Origin of the sequence: Parasphingorhabdus sp. (assembly GCF_039977335.1) — a bacterium.
GTDB lineage: Bacteria > Pseudomonadota > Alphaproteobacteria > Sphingomonadales > Sphingomonadaceae > Parasphingorhabdus.
Window position 1 is genome coordinate 846056 of record NZ_JBDWDI010000004.1, and the last position, 16155, is coordinate 862210.

General features: G+C 50.3%; 15 protein-coding genes. 11 read left to right on the forward strand and 4 right to left on the reverse strand.

Annotated features, from left to right (window positions below; all coding sequences use genetic code 11):
• Positions 1–22: 22 nt before the first annotated feature.
• The 3 genes from ABJM21_RS11355 to ABJM21_RS11365 are packed head-to-tail and all read left to right on the forward strand — an operon-like array spanning position 23 to position 3225.
• Positions 23–1327 (forward strand): UDP-glucose/GDP-mannose dehydrogenase family protein, encoded by a 1305-nt coding sequence (locus ABJM21_RS11355; RefSeq protein ID WP_348301038.1) that lies wholly within the window; start codon positions 23–25, stop codon positions 1325–1327.
• 16 nt (positions 1328–1343) lie between these two features.
• The gene (locus tag ABJM21_RS11360) at positions 1344–2147 is read left to right on the forward strand and encodes a class I mannose-6-phosphate isomerase (RefSeq protein ID WP_348301037.1); all 804 of its coding nucleotides are present in this window, start codon (positions 1344–1346) and stop codon (positions 2145–2147) included.
• Between the two features lie 10 nt (positions 2148–2157).
• Positions 2158–3225 (forward strand): mannose-1-phosphate guanylyltransferase/mannose-6-phosphate isomerase, encoded by a 1068-nt coding sequence (locus tag ABJM21_RS11365; protein WP_348301036.1) that lies wholly within the window; start codon positions 2158–2160, stop codon positions 3223–3225.
• Here ABJM21_RS11365 and ABJM21_RS11370 read toward each other — a convergent pair.
• Entirely contained in the window at positions 3222–3599 is a 378-nt protein-coding gene (locus ABJM21_RS11370) for a hypothetical protein (RefSeq protein WP_348301035.1), read from the reverse strand. The two genes, ABJM21_RS11365 and ABJM21_RS11370, sit on opposite strands and share 4 nt — an antisense overlap.
• A gap of 137 nt (positions 3600–3736) precedes the next feature.
• Positions 3737–4486 carry a class I SAM-dependent methyltransferase gene (locus ABJM21_RS11375; protein WP_348301034.1) on the reverse strand — a complete coding sequence of 250 codons (750 nt, stop codon included), beginning with the start codon at positions 4484–4486 and terminating at the stop codon, positions 3737–3739.
• Positions 4487–4684: 198 nt separating this feature from the next.
• Here ABJM21_RS11375 and ABJM21_RS11380 point away from each other — a divergent pair, with 198 nt between their 5' ends.
• The 7 genes from ABJM21_RS11380 to ABJM21_RS11410 all read left to right on the forward strand — a co-directional run bounded on the left by ABJM21_RS11380 (position 4685) and on the right by ABJM21_RS11410 (position 11235).
• Positions 4685–6172, forward strand: a complete 1488-nt coding sequence (locus tag ABJM21_RS11380) for a hypothetical protein (RefSeq protein ID WP_348301033.1) — start codon at positions 4685–4687, stop codon at positions 6170–6172.
• Positions 6169–6528, forward strand: coding sequence for an EamA family transporter (locus ABJM21_RS11385; RefSeq protein WP_348301032.1), 360 nt, complete (start codon positions 6169–6171; stop codon positions 6526–6528). The genes ABJM21_RS11380 and ABJM21_RS11385 overlap by 4 nt, the downstream gene beginning before the upstream one ends.
• Entirely contained in the window at positions 6518–7216 is a 699-nt protein-coding gene (locus ABJM21_RS11390) for a glycosyltransferase family 2 protein (RefSeq protein ID WP_348301031.1), read from the forward strand. Before ABJM21_RS11385 ends, ABJM21_RS11390 begins: the two co-directional genes overlap by 11 nt.
• Positions 7213–7554, forward strand: coding sequence for a DUF2304 domain-containing protein (locus tag ABJM21_RS11395; RefSeq protein ID WP_348301030.1), 342 nt, complete (start codon positions 7213–7215; stop codon positions 7552–7554). Before ABJM21_RS11390 ends, ABJM21_RS11395 begins: the two co-directional genes overlap by 4 nt.
• A gap of 72 nt (positions 7555–7626) precedes the next feature.
• Positions 7627–8499 (forward strand): CoA ester lyase, encoded by an 873-nt coding sequence (locus ABJM21_RS11400; protein ID WP_348301029.1) that lies wholly within the window; start codon positions 7627–7629, stop codon positions 8497–8499.
• A gap of 99 nt (positions 8500–8598) precedes the next feature.
• Positions 8599–10053 carry a coniferyl aldehyde dehydrogenase gene (locus ABJM21_RS11405; RefSeq protein WP_348301028.1) on the forward strand — a complete coding sequence of 485 codons (1455 nt, stop codon included), beginning with the start codon at positions 8599–8601 and terminating at the stop codon, positions 10051–10053.
• A gap of 12 nt (positions 10054–10065) precedes the next feature.
• Positions 10066–11235: a CaiB/BaiF CoA-transferase family protein gene (locus ABJM21_RS11410; protein ID WP_348301027.1), complete on the forward strand. Its 1170-nt coding sequence runs from the start codon at positions 10066–10068 to the stop codon at positions 11233–11235.
• A gap of 44 nt (positions 11236–11279) precedes the next feature.
• Here the strand turns inward: ABJM21_RS11410 and ABJM21_RS11415 are convergent, their stop codons facing one another.
• Positions 11280–12800: a hypothetical protein gene (locus tag ABJM21_RS11415; RefSeq protein WP_348301026.1), complete on the reverse strand. Its 1521-nt coding sequence runs from the start codon at positions 12798–12800 to the stop codon at positions 11280–11282.
• Positions 12801–12997: 197 nt separating this feature from the next.
• Here ABJM21_RS11415 and ABJM21_RS11420 point away from each other — a divergent pair, with 197 nt between their 5' ends.
• The gene (locus ABJM21_RS11420) at positions 12998–14038 is read left to right on the forward strand and encodes a glycosyltransferase (protein ID WP_348301025.1); all 1041 of its coding nucleotides are present in this window, start codon (positions 12998–13000) and stop codon (positions 14036–14038) included.
• 414 nt (positions 14039–14452) lie between these two features.
• Here the strand turns inward: ABJM21_RS11420 and ABJM21_RS11425 are convergent, their stop codons facing one another.
• A complete protein-coding gene (locus tag ABJM21_RS11425; RefSeq protein WP_348301024.1) occupies positions 14453–15796 on the reverse strand; it encodes a DEAD/DEAH box helicase in 1344 nt (447 codons plus the stop codon).
• Positions 15797–16155 lie beyond the last annotated feature (359 nt).

The following is a 16155-nucleotide window of genomic DNA, read 5'->3' on the forward strand; positions in this document are numbered from 1 at the left end:
AACAGAATATCAAAGGATCACTATGAAAATTGCAATGATCGGATCCGGTTATGTCGGCTTGGTTTCTGGCGCATGTTTTGCTGATTTTGGTCATCAGGTTGTCTGCGTAGACAAGGATCCCAGCAAGATTGAGAAGCTCAATCAGAATATCATGCCGATTTTTGAGCCTGGCCTAGCCAGTTTGGTTGAGCGAAATGTAAATAGCGACCGCCTGTCTTTTTCAGGAGATCTCAAGGAATCGGTAAAAGACTGCGATGCGGTCTTTATTGCAGTGGGAACGCCATCTCGTCGCGGTGATGGTCATGCCGATCTGAGCTATGTTTACGCTGCGAGCGAGGAAATTGCTGAAGCAATCACCAAGCCCACGGTCGTCGTCACCAAATCGACAGTGCCCGTCGGTACCGGCGACGAAGTCGAGCTGATATTATCAAAAAAACTCAGCGCCGATCAATTTGCCGTTGTATCCAACCCCGAATTTCTGAGGGAAGGTGCTGCGATTGACGATTTCAAACGCCCGGATCGTATTGTGATTGGCGCCGAAATCGAATGGGCAAAAGATGTCATGAGCGAGATATATCGCCCGCTATTCCTGAACGAATCCCCTATTCTCTTTACCGGTCGCCGTACAGCGGAGTTGATAAAATATGCCGCTAACGCATTTCTTGCGACGAAAATAACATTCATCAATGAAATTGCCGACTTATGTGAGAAAGTTGGCGCTGATGTACAGGAAGTTTCCCGCGGGATCGGCCTGGACAACCGCATTGGTTCCAAATTTTTGCATGCTGGCCCCGGCTATGGTGGTAGCTGCTTTCCAAAGGATACTTTGGCGCTGTTGAAGACTGCCCAGGATAACGAAAGCCCGGTGCGCATCGTGGAAGCCGTCGTTCAAGTGAATGACCAGCGCAAGCGGGCTATGGGCCGCAAAGTCATTCAGTCATTGGGCGGTGAGGCAAGAGGCAAGAAAATTGCACTGCTCGGCCTGACTTTCAAACCCAATACAGATGATATGCGGGACGCACCGGCCATTGCCATCGCGCAAACGCTTTTAGACGCGGGTGCACAGGTTAGCGCTTTTGATCCGGAGGGGATGGAAGCCGCATCTGAAATAATGCCCGGCGTAACGATGACGAACAGCAGCTATGAGGCGGCTGAAGACGCTGATGCAGTCGTTATAGTTACAGAATGGGATGCTTTCCGTGCCCTTGACCTTCGAAAACTATCATCAGTAATGTCCGGTAAGGCGCTGGTTGACTTGCGCAATATTTATCACCCGACCGATGTCACCAAAAGCGGGTTGGAATATACCAGCATCGGGCGAAGTTGATTGTAAGAAGGCACGCATGAAGCTCAAACAAAAAACCGTTCCAAAACCTTGGGGGCAATCAAGCTTACCCAAGATATTTGGCGGCAAACAGAAAGACAAAATAGGTGAAATCTGGTTTCAGCCGCCAAAAGGCATAACGCCGAAACTGTTAAGCAAATATCTGTTCACCAGTGAAAAGCTATCCATACAGGTCCACCCGAATGATCGCCAGGCGCGCCGAAAAGGCCTTCCCAGCGGCAAGGAAGAATGTTGGTACATATTGGAAGCCAAGCCAGATGCGCGACTAGGCATTGGGCTAACCAAGGAAGTAAGCGCAGCGAAATTGCATGCTGCGGTTGCCTGCAGCCAGATTGAACAGCTTATCGATTGGAAATCCGTGAAAGCTGGCGATTTATATTATATTCCAGCCGGCACTATCCATGCCATTGGTTCTGGAATACAGTTAATCGAGGTACAGCAAAATGCTGACATAACCTATCGACTGTACGATTATGGCCGCCCGCGTGAACTGCATTTGGATGATGCCCTTTCCGTTGCCACATTCGGCCCCTATGACATGGCACATCATCAAGAACTTGCAGCAGACCAATCTGCTAAGCTAATTGACGGGCCGCATTTTAAACTCTTCCAAGTTATCGGGGATGACCAAGCTATATTGAAAGGCACGACTGCAGGAGAGTGGCAGATTTTGCCACTGGAAGGTAAGGTTACCGCAAGGGGCAAGGCCGTAGGTGCTGGAGAATGCGGGCTTTGCACCAAGGTTTCGGAAATAGATTTGTCGAAAAATGTCAAATCCTTGATCGCTTGCAGCATGAATTGAGACGGATGAAATGAGTCAAAACGATCTGATTACACCGGTTATCCTGTCCGGTGGCTCTGGAACAAGGCTATGGCCAGTTTCGACAGACGAACGCCCGAAACAATTTTTAAACCTCACTGGTCCGTTGAGCATGTTTCAGCTCACACTTGAGCGCTGCCAAGAAGCTGATCTTTTTGAACTGCCAATCATCGTCGGCGGAACGAAACATGCAGATCTCGCAGAAGAACAGATGGATGAAATTGGCGCAAGCGTTCAGGCTCATATATTGGAACCTTGTGCTAGGAATACTGCTCCGGCCATTGCCTTGGCTGCTCTGGCCTGCAAAAGCCCGCAAGATCTATTGCTGGTCATGCCCAGTGATCATATCATCAAAAATGTATCCGCCTTTCAAAAGGCCGTACGGCAATCGGTTTCATTGGCCAAAGCCCGTTGGCTGGTCACATTCGGCATAGAACCCAATGGCGCTGAAACCGGTTACGGATATATTCAGCAAGGCGAACCTGTGATCGGCAGTTCAAATAGTTTCGCCGCCCAGCGTTTCGTAGAAAAGCCAAATCAAAGCAATGCAGAAAAAATGCTGGCTGAAGGTGGATATCATTGGAATGCTGGAATATTCCTGTTCCGCGCAGACACCTATTTGAAGGCCTTGTCCGAACATGCACCGGCCATGCTTGAAGCCGCTGAAAATGCAATGGAGAAAGCGGACCGGGACCAAACACAAATAAAACCACATGAAGCAAGCTTCGCCAGTGCACCATCTGACTCGATTGACTATGCCATCATGGAAAAAGCAGAAAAGGTAGCGATAACCCCGGTTGATCCAGGGTGGTCGGATGTCGGAAGCTGGGACTCTTTGTTGGAAATCAGCCAATCTGATGCGCAATCCAACGTGACGTTCGGTGACGTTGTGGCAGTTGAATCAAAAGGCAATCTCATTCATTCTGATGGACTTGAGATTACGACATTTGGCTTGGAAAATATGATCATTGTTGCCAGCGGCAATCAAGTGATGGTTCTGCCAAAAGGGCAATCGCAAAATGTCAGAAAGATCGTAACAGCTCACAGGAATGAGAGCTAGACGGCCTCTTTTTTCTGTGTTTGGTTTGCAGTCGCTAATTCTCGATCCACGGTTTTACCGGCAATCCACGTCGGCCAGAACCGCGCAACCAAAAGCAGAAACGTTGGAATTACCATCGTATTCCACATGTCTTTATAGCCTTCGGCCCGAAACAGCGCTATTGATTCAGCGCTTTCGCCTACTCGCTGATAATCGAAATATTCATTGGCCGCTGCAGCGATAAATACCGCAATCCACGGCCAAGGACTTGCCAATGATCGACGAAAAAACAGAGCAAGACCGAATTGAATTACGACCGCGCCGTAAATATGCAGCACGTCACGATCGAGGCCGGTACTGCTTTCCAGCCACATTTTTATTTCTAACCATTGCATATGCGCCGCTTGGCCGAGTGATCCCTAACCGTCAATGAACAACAGAGAATTTAGAGCACTTCCTTTGTTGCCGCCTATCGAACATATTGGCGAGTATCAATCCTATGCCTATGATTTTAGTTGGTATTTTTAATCATCTACTGATCAGGCTTCTGCCAGACGATAGTCAGATATTTATTGCAGAAACCATCAACCAAAGTTGATCGGATGCGACTGTACACCGCTTTTGGATGGGATAAGTAATAACCGAGAAGGTTTTTACGCATATCATCCAGACGCGCCTCGTTCCCGCTGACAATTTTGAACGGGCTAAAGGGTTGCACCTGATCCATCGCATCTATTTCCTTCAGGCCCAGTTCGGTTCCGAACTTTCGGAACGATGCTTTGGTAAAATCATGAAGGTGGTAAGGATTAACGTCCACAGACGGTGTTACCGGAACCGAAGCAATTAACTTTCCGCCGGGCCGAAGCAAATTCGCGAAATTGGCTAGCAATGCTATTGGGTCTGGAACATGTTCCACAGTCTCCAGGGATACGATCGTATCGAAACCCTGTTCATCTCTCAATTCGCAGCCGTCTCCCTGTCTAAAGGAGACAGTCTCTGATGCATAAGATTCAGAAGCGTAGTTGGCTGCCTTGGGATCGATATCGACACCCAATACTTCAGAAGGCTTGTTTTCTGATTTGGCCAAAATGGCAGTGCCATATCCAACGCCGCAAGCACAATCCAGCACACGGCCACCGTTTACATAACCGGAAGCAAAACGATAGCGCGCCATATGCAGCTCAAGCGTTTCCTGTCCTGTTGCATCATCATCCGTAAGCGTTCCTGGAACAAGGCGCTCCAGAGATATTGATGACGGTGATTCTTTCATAGTTTCGGTCATAGCTGCTCCAGCATTTTCTTTATTTAAAAGCGGTTTACAGCATCAAAAGTTAATTCTCCGTAAACTATATTTTCTCAGCGCCTGAAACTAAAAATTAACCATTAAGATCATAGATAACCGGCCATGGAAAACGCCAATACCATTGCGCCTGGACGCGTGAAAATGTCACTTCAAAGTTTGAGCTCAGGCCGCGCTTACATGCTTCTATGTATCGCATATTTTGCAATCATGATTGGCTATTATCTGTTTGACCCGTTTGGATTTGAACATCCTGGTCGCGATACGTGGCACCACCTTGCTGTTCTTAGAGAGCTGATGGTTTCACCATTTGATCCGTCCAATCCCCATCTACCAACAGACGAGCCATCGCGATATTATACGCCGCTCAATATATTGGCCGCCATAATCGGAAAGATGTTCAATATCGTCCCTTGGGCGCTTTTCAGCTTCATGGGTGCAGCAATGTGCGTGGCCTTTTGCTGGACCACTTGGTTGTTTGCTCGGCGCTATTACAAGGCAGCCTGGGCACCTGCTATATTGCTTACCATATTGCTATTTGCCTGGGGCGCTCAACGTGGTCATGCCGGGTTTCATAATTTTGCGACCTTTATAAGCAGCGGCGGTTATCCTGCCACGCAAGCTTTGGTATTGGGCATATTTAGCTGGTTTCTGTGCCTCTTCGCGCTTGAGGAGGACAGATATTACCGTTTGAACTTGGTGGTACTGGCGCTGTTGACCGCGACAATCGTCATAACGCATCAATTTAGCGCTTTCATCATGTTGGCGGGTACCGGCAGCTTTATTTTATTTCATAAAACGGCTGCAATGGATCGGAAGATCACTCTTTTGGCAACGCTTTTCGTTGGCGGATTACTCTCACTGATATGGCCCTATTTCAATCCGCTGGATGTTGTTCTTTCGGCGGCTGATCCGCGTTGGGAATCCGATGCCAAGGAAATGACAACCATATCCTACCTTATCCTTATGGCGGCACCGACTATACTGGGTATTCTGGGCTTTCGTGATGCAAAAACCGGCCAGGTCCGTTGGGATATTCTGGCCCCTGTATTGTTTTTCGCGTCCGCCTATTTTCTGCTGGTGGGTCTCGACATGTCGATCGCGCATCGGTTTCCGCCAGCGATCATATTATATCTTCAACTTGCGCTCGTTTGGGCGGCTATATCCTCCAGCTTTTTCAAGAAAACCAGTCCGGCAATGCGCGGCATACTGACAACGGCTGGAATCATTTTCATCGGGTTTAGCATGTATATCGCTTCTATGCCGCGCCAGATGGAGTTTGTGACGCGTGCATCGCACGGCCGGATGCTCCCATCCGTGGATGATATGCAGGCTCATTTACCGGCAGGATCTGTTTCCTTCGCGACCAAGAATATTGTGTATCCGTTACAATCGACAGGCCACCGCGTCGTTTCCATTCCGCGCCCTGAACCAGTGGCACCGAGCCTGTTTGACAGACAAGCTGCGACCGACAAGTTTTTTGACGCCGGTACCAGCCAAGCCGAACGGCGCGCACTCATTCGCAAATGGAATGCCACCCATATTGCGTTTGCGCCCCCGGACATGACTCGAGCAATTGCAAAAGAGTTGCGCAAATTTGGTCCGTCACGAAAGTTCACAAGGAATACCGAGATCATTACCATCCAAACGATGGAGAAGCCGCAATGACCCGGCTCCTCTGGCTTGTTCTAATCCTATACCCGATCGCGGTGGGAGCCGGACAAATTTTGTTCAAACTGGCATCGCAACGCTTGCGCCCGGATCAACCCATTTGGGTACAGGCAACAGAGCCCATGTTGGTCGGTGCCGTCAGTTTATACGGCGCTTTGGCTGTCGTGTGGATTCTTATCGTGCGGGAACTGCCGTTGAGTGCGGCCTATCCGTTCGTCGCACTGTCTTTTGTTTTTACGCCATTATTTGCCTGGCTGTTGCTCGGCGAAAAACTCAACCCCGCTTACATGATTGGCATTGCCTTCATCTGCGCGGGCGTCATCATCACGCAAAGGGCTGTTCATGCTGTATGATCCCATAAATCTCCAGAAAGACGTCTGGATCGTCATTCCAGCCTATAATGAGGGCGGAATGATCGCAGATGTCGTGGCAGAAGTCGGGACGATGTTTCCGAATGTCGTTGTAATAGACGATGCTTCAGCCGACGAGACCTCTGCAACGGCACGCGGTGCTGGCGCTACAGTGCTCCGCCACCCTTTTAACTTGGGCCAAGGGGCCGCTCTGCAGACCGGTATCGAGTTCGCATTGGCACGTGGTGCCAGTCACATTGTGACTTTCGACGCAGACGGTCAGCATCATATAGAGGATGTGCCGATCATGCTCGAGCAGCTTGCTCAAAGCGGAGCAGACCTTGCTCTTGGCAGTCGTTTCCTAGGCAACACGGTGGGAATGAGCCAATCGCGCGGCCTTTTGCTGAAAGCGGCGACCTTGTTCACCCAGATTACAACCGGCCTCAAACTCACCGATTGCCATAATGGCCTGCGGGTCTTTACTGCCGAGGCAGCAAGCAAGCTCAACCTCCGTCAAAACCGTATGGCCCATGCGTCAGAGATTTTGGCTGGCATCCGTAAAAACCGATTTGACTTTGTAGAAGTACCGGTAACCATAACCTATTCAGATTATTCGCGGGAGAAGGGCCAGACGTTTACCGACGCTTTCGTCATTTTCCGCGACCTTATTGCAGCGAGGCTTCTATCATGATCGCCCAAATCATCCTTACACTGGGCCTATCGGTCTGCTTATTCTATATTATCAGCCTCGGAAAATCCTTGCCCATTGTCCGGCTTGGTTTGTTCCTTGTTGTTCTCACCGGCTATCTGTTCATTTGGTTCCCAGAGATGACCAATATATTTGCCAGCCTGGTAGGCATTGGTCGCGGTGCTGATCTGATCATCTATCTATGGATATTGATGAGTCTGTTCTTGATCCTGAAATTGCACATCAAACTGCGAGAGCAATCGGAAGCCCTGACAACATTGGCCCGCCATCTTGCTTTAGGACAGGACCAAAACGAGCATCAGGCTGAAAGCACAAAATAGTGCACCTGCCCTTTTGATAGGGTGATTGGTTTTCCATTGTCCTGAACCGCTCCGTTCCGATATAGACGGGGTATGACCGACCCTAACTTCCGTCCGCGCCGTTCTTGTCTTTACATGCCTGCATCCAACGCGCGTGCCTTGGAGAAAGCAAAGACACTGCCAGCCGATACGATCGTCCTTGATTTGGAAGATGCCGTTGCCCCGGATGCCAAGGATGATGCCCGGTATGCCGCCTGCAATGCGCTGGCAGAAGGCGGCTATGGCAAGCGGGAAATGGTTGTGCGTGTAAACGCAACGGACACACACTGGTTTGCGCAGGACATGAAGAACATATGCGCCAGCAAAGCAGACGCGATATTGGTTCCCAAAGTTCGCAGCGCCGCCGACATAACGGAAATATCCAACATCATGGATCAGGAAAATGGCGGCGATTTAAAACTATGGGCGATGATTGAAATGCCTATTGCCGTGCTGAATATCGCTCAGATCGCAGAAACAGCAGCCGCAACCCGGCTAACAACTTTCGTCATGGGCTTTAATGATCTCGCCAAGGAAATGCGTGCTGAGCAGAACCGCAATCTGTTCATGCCTGCTATCGCACAAACGATCATGGCGGGACGCGCGTTTGGATTGAATATCCTGGATAGCGTCTACAATGATTTTAAAGACCCTGCCGGTTTCGAGCAGGAATGTCGGCAGGCCAAAAACTTTGGTTTTGACGGGAAGACTCTTATTCATCCGTCTCAGATAGATATCGCAAACAACGAATTTGCCCCGGACGACAGTAAAATCGCCGAAGCAAAAGCGATTATTGCTGCGTTCGACGACCCCGCCAATGCTGGTAAGGGTGTCATCACCGTTGATGGAAAAATGACCGAGATTCTGCATCTGCGGCAGGCCGAACAGACGATTGCCCTAGCCGACGCAATTGCGGCGGCTTCCTAATCAGGCGTTCAGCCTCGACAAACTGCAAAAATATGGTTTAAGTGGTCAATTGAAACCAAAGTTAAAAAGCGCACGAAAGCGTTTTGCAGGAGAAGAGTGATGGAAGCATTGGAAGCAGCAGCTGGCGAAGTCAGCAAAGATGAAATTATGGCAGCGTTTCAGGCACAGCGCGATGCCTTTCATGCCGAGCTGCCGGTCAGCTATGAAAGCCGCATGGACCGGATCAACCGGACCGCGCAGATGATCATCGATAATAAAGATGCGCTATGCGAAGCTGTATCCAATGATTTTGGTCATCGCAGCAGCGTGCAGACCGTGATGACCGATTTGATGTCAGTTGTCGGCCATGCCAAGGATCACAAAAAGAACCTGCGCAAATGGATGCGCCCGGAAAAGCGTAAAATGGATTTTCCATTGGGCTTATTGGGCGCGAGCGGTGCGGTCGAATATCAGCCAAAAGGAGTTGTCGGTGTGATTGCACCGTGGAACTTCCCCATCAACCTCGCTTTCGATCCGGCCATTGGTGCTTTTGGGGCTGGCAATCGCGTGATCATCAAATTCTCCGAATTCTGTCCGGAAACCGGCGAATTGGTGAAACAACTGGTCGCCAAATATTTTGCGCCAGAGGAAATGACCGTGATCACTGGTGGCCCTGAAACCGGTAAAGCTTTCTCTGAAATTCCTTGGGATCATTTGATCTTCACCGGCGGCGGCGGAATTGCCAAGCATGTGATGGCGGCGGCAGCACAAAACCTGACGCCGGTCACACTCGAACTCGGCGGCAAGTCGCCGACCATCGTCGGGCCTGATGCGGATATCCAAAAGACAACCCAGCGGATTGCTATGGGCAAGATGATGAATGCAGGCCAAATCTGCCTTGCACCTGATTATTTAATGGTACCGGCCGACAAGGAAGATACGGTTGTCGAAGGCATTGCAAACAATGTGGCAGAGCAATATCCGACCATGATTTCCAATGATGACTACACGTCTGTGATTAACGGGCGGCACAAGGAACGCTTGCAGGGCCTGATCGACGATGCGGTCGCCAAAGGCGCAAAGCAGACGGTCGTGAATCCGGGCGATGAAGATTTCTCCAACACCAACAGCAACAAAATGCCGCTCACTGTGCTGCAAAATGTCAACGACGACATGCGCGTGATGCAGGAAGAGATTTTTGGCCCGGTGCTGCCGGTTAAAACCTATCGCAACCTGGATGAAGTCGTTGAATATGTGAACGACCATGACCGTCCGCTGGGGCTTTACTATTTTGGCGAAACGGAATCGGACAAGCGCAAGATGCTGGACCGGACCATTTCCGGCGGTGTCACTGTTAATGATGTGATTTTCCATATCGCACAGCATGACCTGCCCTTTGGCGGCGTTGGTCCTTCTGGCATGGGTGCCTATACGGGCCCGGATGGCTTCAAGGAATTCAGTCACGCCAAGGCCGTTTATCGCCAGCCCAAAGTGAATATTGCCAAAATTGCTGGTTTCCTGCCGCCTTATGGTTCCGCTACCGAAAAAACCATGAAGCAGCAGATGAAACTGTAAAGTCAGGCGGATATGGCAGATTTCCCTTTAGCAGGGCTCAAGGTCCTGGATTTTTCGCGCGTGGTCGCAGGCCCCTATGCGACCCGGATGCTGTCCGATCTTGGCGCAGAGGTCCTGAAGGTCGAACCACCAGAAGGCGACGTTACCCGCAAACTCGCAAAGCGTGAGAGCGGGGTTAGCGGCAATTATCTACAGCTGAATATAGGCAAGCAGAATATCTGCCTTGACCTAAAGGCTGAAGGGGCATCCGAACTGGTGCGGAAACTGGCCGCCGAAACCGACATTGTCGTGGAGAATTTCCGCCCGGGTATCATGGAAAAATTTGGTATCGGCTGGGGGGATCTGTCGAAGGTCAATCCGCGGCTCGTGATGCTGTCCATCTCCGGCTATGGCCAGAACGGACCGGAGCGAGAAAAGGCTGCCTATGCGCCGGTATTGCATGCCGAGACGGGTTTGATTGCCCGTCAGGCACAGATGAGCGGCGGGCACCCGACAGATATCCAGTTTGCCATGGCGGACAGTTATAGTTCCTTGCACGGGATCATCGCGATCTTGTCCGCTTTGCGCACGCTCGACCAGACGGGTGAAGGACAGCATATCGATCTGGCCATGCTCAATGTGCTTCATTCAGCAGATGACTATGCCCATTTCGCGCTTGATGATATTTGGCCGAAACCGCCCGAGACATTGGTTTGGGAAGCGCCCGAGGATCGTCAAATCCTGATTGTCGGCGACATGAAATGGCTGTGGATTATGTTTTCCACAAAAGATGACTTGCAAGACCCCACACCGGAAGGTGCCGATATCCCGACCAAAGTGCGTCTGCGGCAAGAAGCGATGGAACAGCATATCCGGTCCCACAAGAGCTTTGATGCGCTTACTGCGACGCTGGATCGCCTCAATCTGGCTTGGGGCGAAGTGCATCCCTTTGGGCCGGACGTCTATGATCAGCCCAGCATCGACCACCTGGGCACGATTGTTGATGTGACCGATGATGCTGGAAATGCTCGCCGAACCGTTCAGTCACCTTATCGTTTCTCCAAGTCACAAAGCGGCATTGATAGCAACGCTAAGACAGCCAAGCGCGGCGAACATAATGTCACCGCTCTCAAAAACTGGCTTGGGATGACCGATGATGAAATTGCTCATCTGTCAGAGAACAAGGCATTGCGCAGCGATTGATCGAAGACCTCGGGCACTGCCCATAAGTTAGACCATATCTCAAATCATTCTGTTGGTTGGGCCGCTTCCATGCGCCTTTGCCTGTTCGGTAACAAACTGGCCGCAGCCAGAGGCAACACCCAGACAAGCCGCATTTGATACCGGCCCTTTGCTCCTGAAAGGGCACCACAAATTGCAGCGTTGGCAAATATTCCCACAACGATCAACAACGAGAAAATCGCCGTTTTACTGAGATGTCCCGACTGCCGAAAGTTTCGAAATATGAACCCAAGCAAGAATAGCAATGCGAGGCCTGATATGATGAAGGTTGATATCTCCCAAAAACGTGTCGGCATGGTATTTTTGAAAGCAGCAGACTGCTTTTGCGCGCTGAAAAGCTCGCTTGGTATCTTTTCCTGATACTGGGCTTTCTGCTTGTCGTTATAGTTGAAATTCGGAAGATTGAAGGTGACGAGCTGTGTTCCGAAGCCGCGGAAAGAGGCTACCAAGACTTCAATTGGATATTCCAAAAAGACATCCAAAACGAAAGCCTTTTCCAAAGCCGCTATTTCACGTTTTTCTCTATTGGACAGCGCCTGGAAGACGCCTTCATCCTTGCTTGTGCTCCAGAGCAATTGATCATGGTTGATCACAGGAAAGTCTAATACACGACAAAATTTAAGGTCTTCTGTTTTGCAATGTTTCTCCAGATACTGATATCCCGGTCCATCAGAAATCACTCTTGCCGCCAGGAAGGGCGGCATAACCGGCGCATTGCCGGAATATTTCGTCACCCCCCAGTAGAAAACGGATTGCCCGGCAAAAGATAGCAATATGCTGGCCATAACCACTAGAACGGGTTTCCATCCCACCTGCAAAATTTTGGTCAGGTTGCCCAATACAACCAATGCCAGCAGGGAGACTGTGATCAGAACATTTGTGTTGTGAAAAAGCATCGCTGAGAGGAGCAGCACAAACCAGAACAGCCTCTCCATCCTCCCTTGCCGATCCCAGAAAGCAGCCAAATGGACGAAGGATAGCAAACCCAGACCGGCAAAAATATCAGGCATCAGGAAGCCCGAGAAAAAGGCGACAGAAGATAGAAACACGATCGGCAAGCCGATGGCCAAAATGCGAATTGTGAGCGAAACACGGCTTTGCTCCGGCATGCAAGTGCGGATCGTCAACATGATCGCTATGCCCACAACTAGGGATTGCAGCACCGCTGCCAGCCAAAAATTTCCGAAAATCTGAGCGATATAGAGAAAGGCACCATAGAAGACCGACCGACCTGCCAAAGCCACAGGAGCATTGTCGGCTGTATTAGCAGGTGTAGTTTCTATGACGGCATCAGCTGACGCGGCTGTCTTTGGCGCCGCTGCATATCGGTCGTGAAATTCATTCGTCCAAGGTGATTCCATGCCCGTCAGCTTATAAACACCGGCATCCGCAGCTCGAATATAGCTTGGCGTATCCGGCATATAGAACGGCTCACCATTGATCAGCGAGGGCCATAGCAAAGCGAGCGCCAAAATTACGACGGTGATGGTTGGTCCGAAACCCGTCTTTCCAATTTTACCCAACATTGGTCTCCGACCGTTCACATCAGTGTTTCGTGAGGCCTATTTCACCACAAAACCATATTCCAACCCGAATTAGCTGATAGCCCATAATGGCACATATTCAATAGGATATGCCGCTCTAGAGCCAGTTTTGCCTTTTACAAACAGATGCATAATAGCTACCACTTGGCCGCAATCATCGGGCGAGGAAAGAGACGACCATGAAATTGATAGTACAGATTCCATGTTTCAACGAAGCGGGCACGCTGGAAGAAACGGTCGCGGACATCCCGAAATCAATTGACGGCATCGATATAATCGAAATTTTGATCATCGACGATGGTTCGTCCGACGGGACATCTGAACTGGCCCAAAAACTGGGCGTCCACCATGTCCTCAGAAACAAACGCAATATGGGTTTGGCCCGAACATTCAAGAAGGGACTGGATCACAGCCTTAGCTTGGGCGCGGATATCATCGTCAATACCGATGGAGACAATCAATATTGCGGCGCGGACATCGCCAAGCTGGTACAGCCGATCATTGCGGGAACAGCCGACATAACCATTGGCGATCGGCAAACATCAACCATCGAACATTTCTCCCTCGGCAAGAAACTACTACAGCGGTTTGGCAGTTGGGTCGTCCGGCGCTTTTCCGAAGTTGATGTTCCAGATGCCGTCAGCGGTTTCCGCGCGATTTCAAGAGAGGCGGCTTTCCGCATCAACATTGTGTCATCATTTAGCTACACAATCGAAATGCTGATCCAAGTCGGCAAGAAAGGGATTGCCTTCACCAGCGTCCCCGTTCGTACCAATCCCAAAACCAGAGATTCACGGCTGTTTAACAGCGTATTCCGGTTTATCGAACGATCAGGAACAACGCTGCTGCGCATGTATTCTATGTATCAGCCCTTGCGGGTTTTCACCCTGATTGGACTGGTTATCGGATTGATTGGCACAATCCCCATGATCCGGTTCCTATATTTCTATCTGTTCGTTTCCGGCGAGGGAAAAATTCAGTCGCTGGTCATTGGCTCAGCGTTTCTGATCGTCGGTGTATTGACGTTCATTCTGGGCTTAATGGCCGATCTGATAAATCATAATCGACAACTGATTGAAATGTCGCTTGAAAAGCTCAGACACATTGAGGACGCGCAAAAGGCCTCATTGGCCGATAACAGCTCAAGATCCGCTATTGTCGAAGAGCCTGCGATACCAGAAAAACTTGAGGAAAGTGGCAGTCGTCAGGATAATCAATAGAGCCACGATGTAAGCGATATTAAGAATCTCGTGCAGAACCAGAAACATCATATATTCGGACGTCCGAAACGCTAAGCTGCTCAGCGCAAATTTGACGAAATCGCCCTTTACGGAACCCGAACTGTCAAAGACGACGCGCCGTAGCGACAGAAAATTGACCAGATAAGCAACGACGAACGCAACAAGCACCGCGATCTTCTCTTGGACTTCAAATATCTCGTGAAGAAATATCGGAATTCCAAGAGTGATCGTCGCACTTGTCGCGCTCACTAACACGAACTTCTGAATTTGACGCCAAGTCCGTTTGTTAGCAAACCGATCTCGCAAATTCGCTATCATGTTAACAAACCTTGGTTTTCTTATCGGAAGCAGGGACCTGCATAAGAAGCCCTTATCGCATTACCTGTCCGCTATTCAAGCATCCGCCTTGCGCACCTGCCGACGCTTAAATGACTTTGCGCCATTATTCCAATGCTTTGGGCCACCTTTTTTGGGGCCGCCACCGGGACGTCCTTTGCGGGCGCTATGCTTGTTCTTCGGTGGACCACCGCGGGTTGGCTTCGCCCCATATTTCTTGGGCTTCTGACCATAGATGCGGGGAGCAACTTCTTCGCGCGGCGGCTCATCATAGCCTTCTGGCAGCGCGATCACTTCCGGTTTGACACCAGTCAGTTTAACCACATCGCGCAGGAACTGCCGTTCATCCGGAGCCACCATCGAGTAGGAAATACCCGAAGCCCCTGCCCTTGCAGTACGCCCGATACGGTGAACATATTGCTCTGGCACATTCGGCATATCAAAGTTGATCACGTGACTAACGCCATCAACATCAATACCACGTGCAGCGATGTCAGTCGCGACGAGAATGTTAATCTTGCCCTTGCGGAAATCACCCAAAGCACGTTCACGCTGTGGCTGGCTCTTGTTACCGTGAATGGCAGCGCTGTGGATACCCACCGCGTTCAGGTTCTTCACAACCTTGTCCGCACCATGTTTGGTCTGGGTAAAGACAAGCATGTGATCCGGATTTTCCTGGTTCACAAAGTCTTTTAACAAACGCTGCTTATCGTCTTGATTAATATAGGTAACACGCTGGTCAACCCGCTCAGCAGTTGTCGATTGCGGTGCAACCGATACCTGAATCGGATTGGTCAGGAACTGGTCGGCCAGTTGAGAGATAGTCTTAGGCATGGTTGCCGAGAAGAACAGGCTCTGACGCTTTTTCGGAAGCAACGGAACGATCTTTTTCAGCGGAACGATGAAACCAAGGTCGAGCATTTGGTCAGCTTCGTCGAGCACCAATATCTCAACCTTGCTGAGGTCGAGGCAGCGTTGATCGACGAGGTCCAGCAAACGGCCGGGGGTTGCGACAAGCACATCCACGCCGCGCTGCAAAATGCGTTTTTGTCGGTTGATCGGAACGCCGCCAAAAGCAGACGTCACATACATGCCAAGACCTTTGGAATAGCCGGTCATGCTATCGGCAATCTGCCGCGCCAGTTCGCGCGTGGGAGCGAGTACCAGCATCCGGCATTCGTTGCGGCCAGCCTTGCGCTTGTTGTTCAAAAGATGATGGATAGAAGGCAGCGAGAAAGCAGCGGTCTTCCCGGTGCCGGTCTGGGCGATGCCAAGAATATCCTTGCCTTCCAGCGCTGGCGGAATAGCCTGCTGCTGAATGGGGGACGGTTTGGTGTAGCCGCCTTCAGCCACACGCGTTTGAATTGGTTTCGCCAGAGCGAAATCAGAAAATGAAGTCAAAAATAATACCTTAAAAATAGCAGCGAGTGTTACGGCACAGCATCATTGCTATGCGCGCGTCCGCCGTCGGTTAAGACGACCCGCGTGATCAGGCTGCCGGGAAATAAAAGAGCAATGAGGCGAGGTTCGAGATAAACTTTTCATCTCTCACGCAGAACTTTCGCCAGACAGTTATCTGCCTTTGCTGTGATGCTAAATAGGATCAAATGATATCAAGTCAAGTTTTTTGTGCACCGCAACATACCTGCATCTTGCCCAAACAGGCTATGAAAGCCCCTGTAAATACTGCTTTCCTACATTGATGGCATGCGTATAGATTGTCTGTGACGCTGTTCGTTCCTTTAAGAGCCTAATTTTGA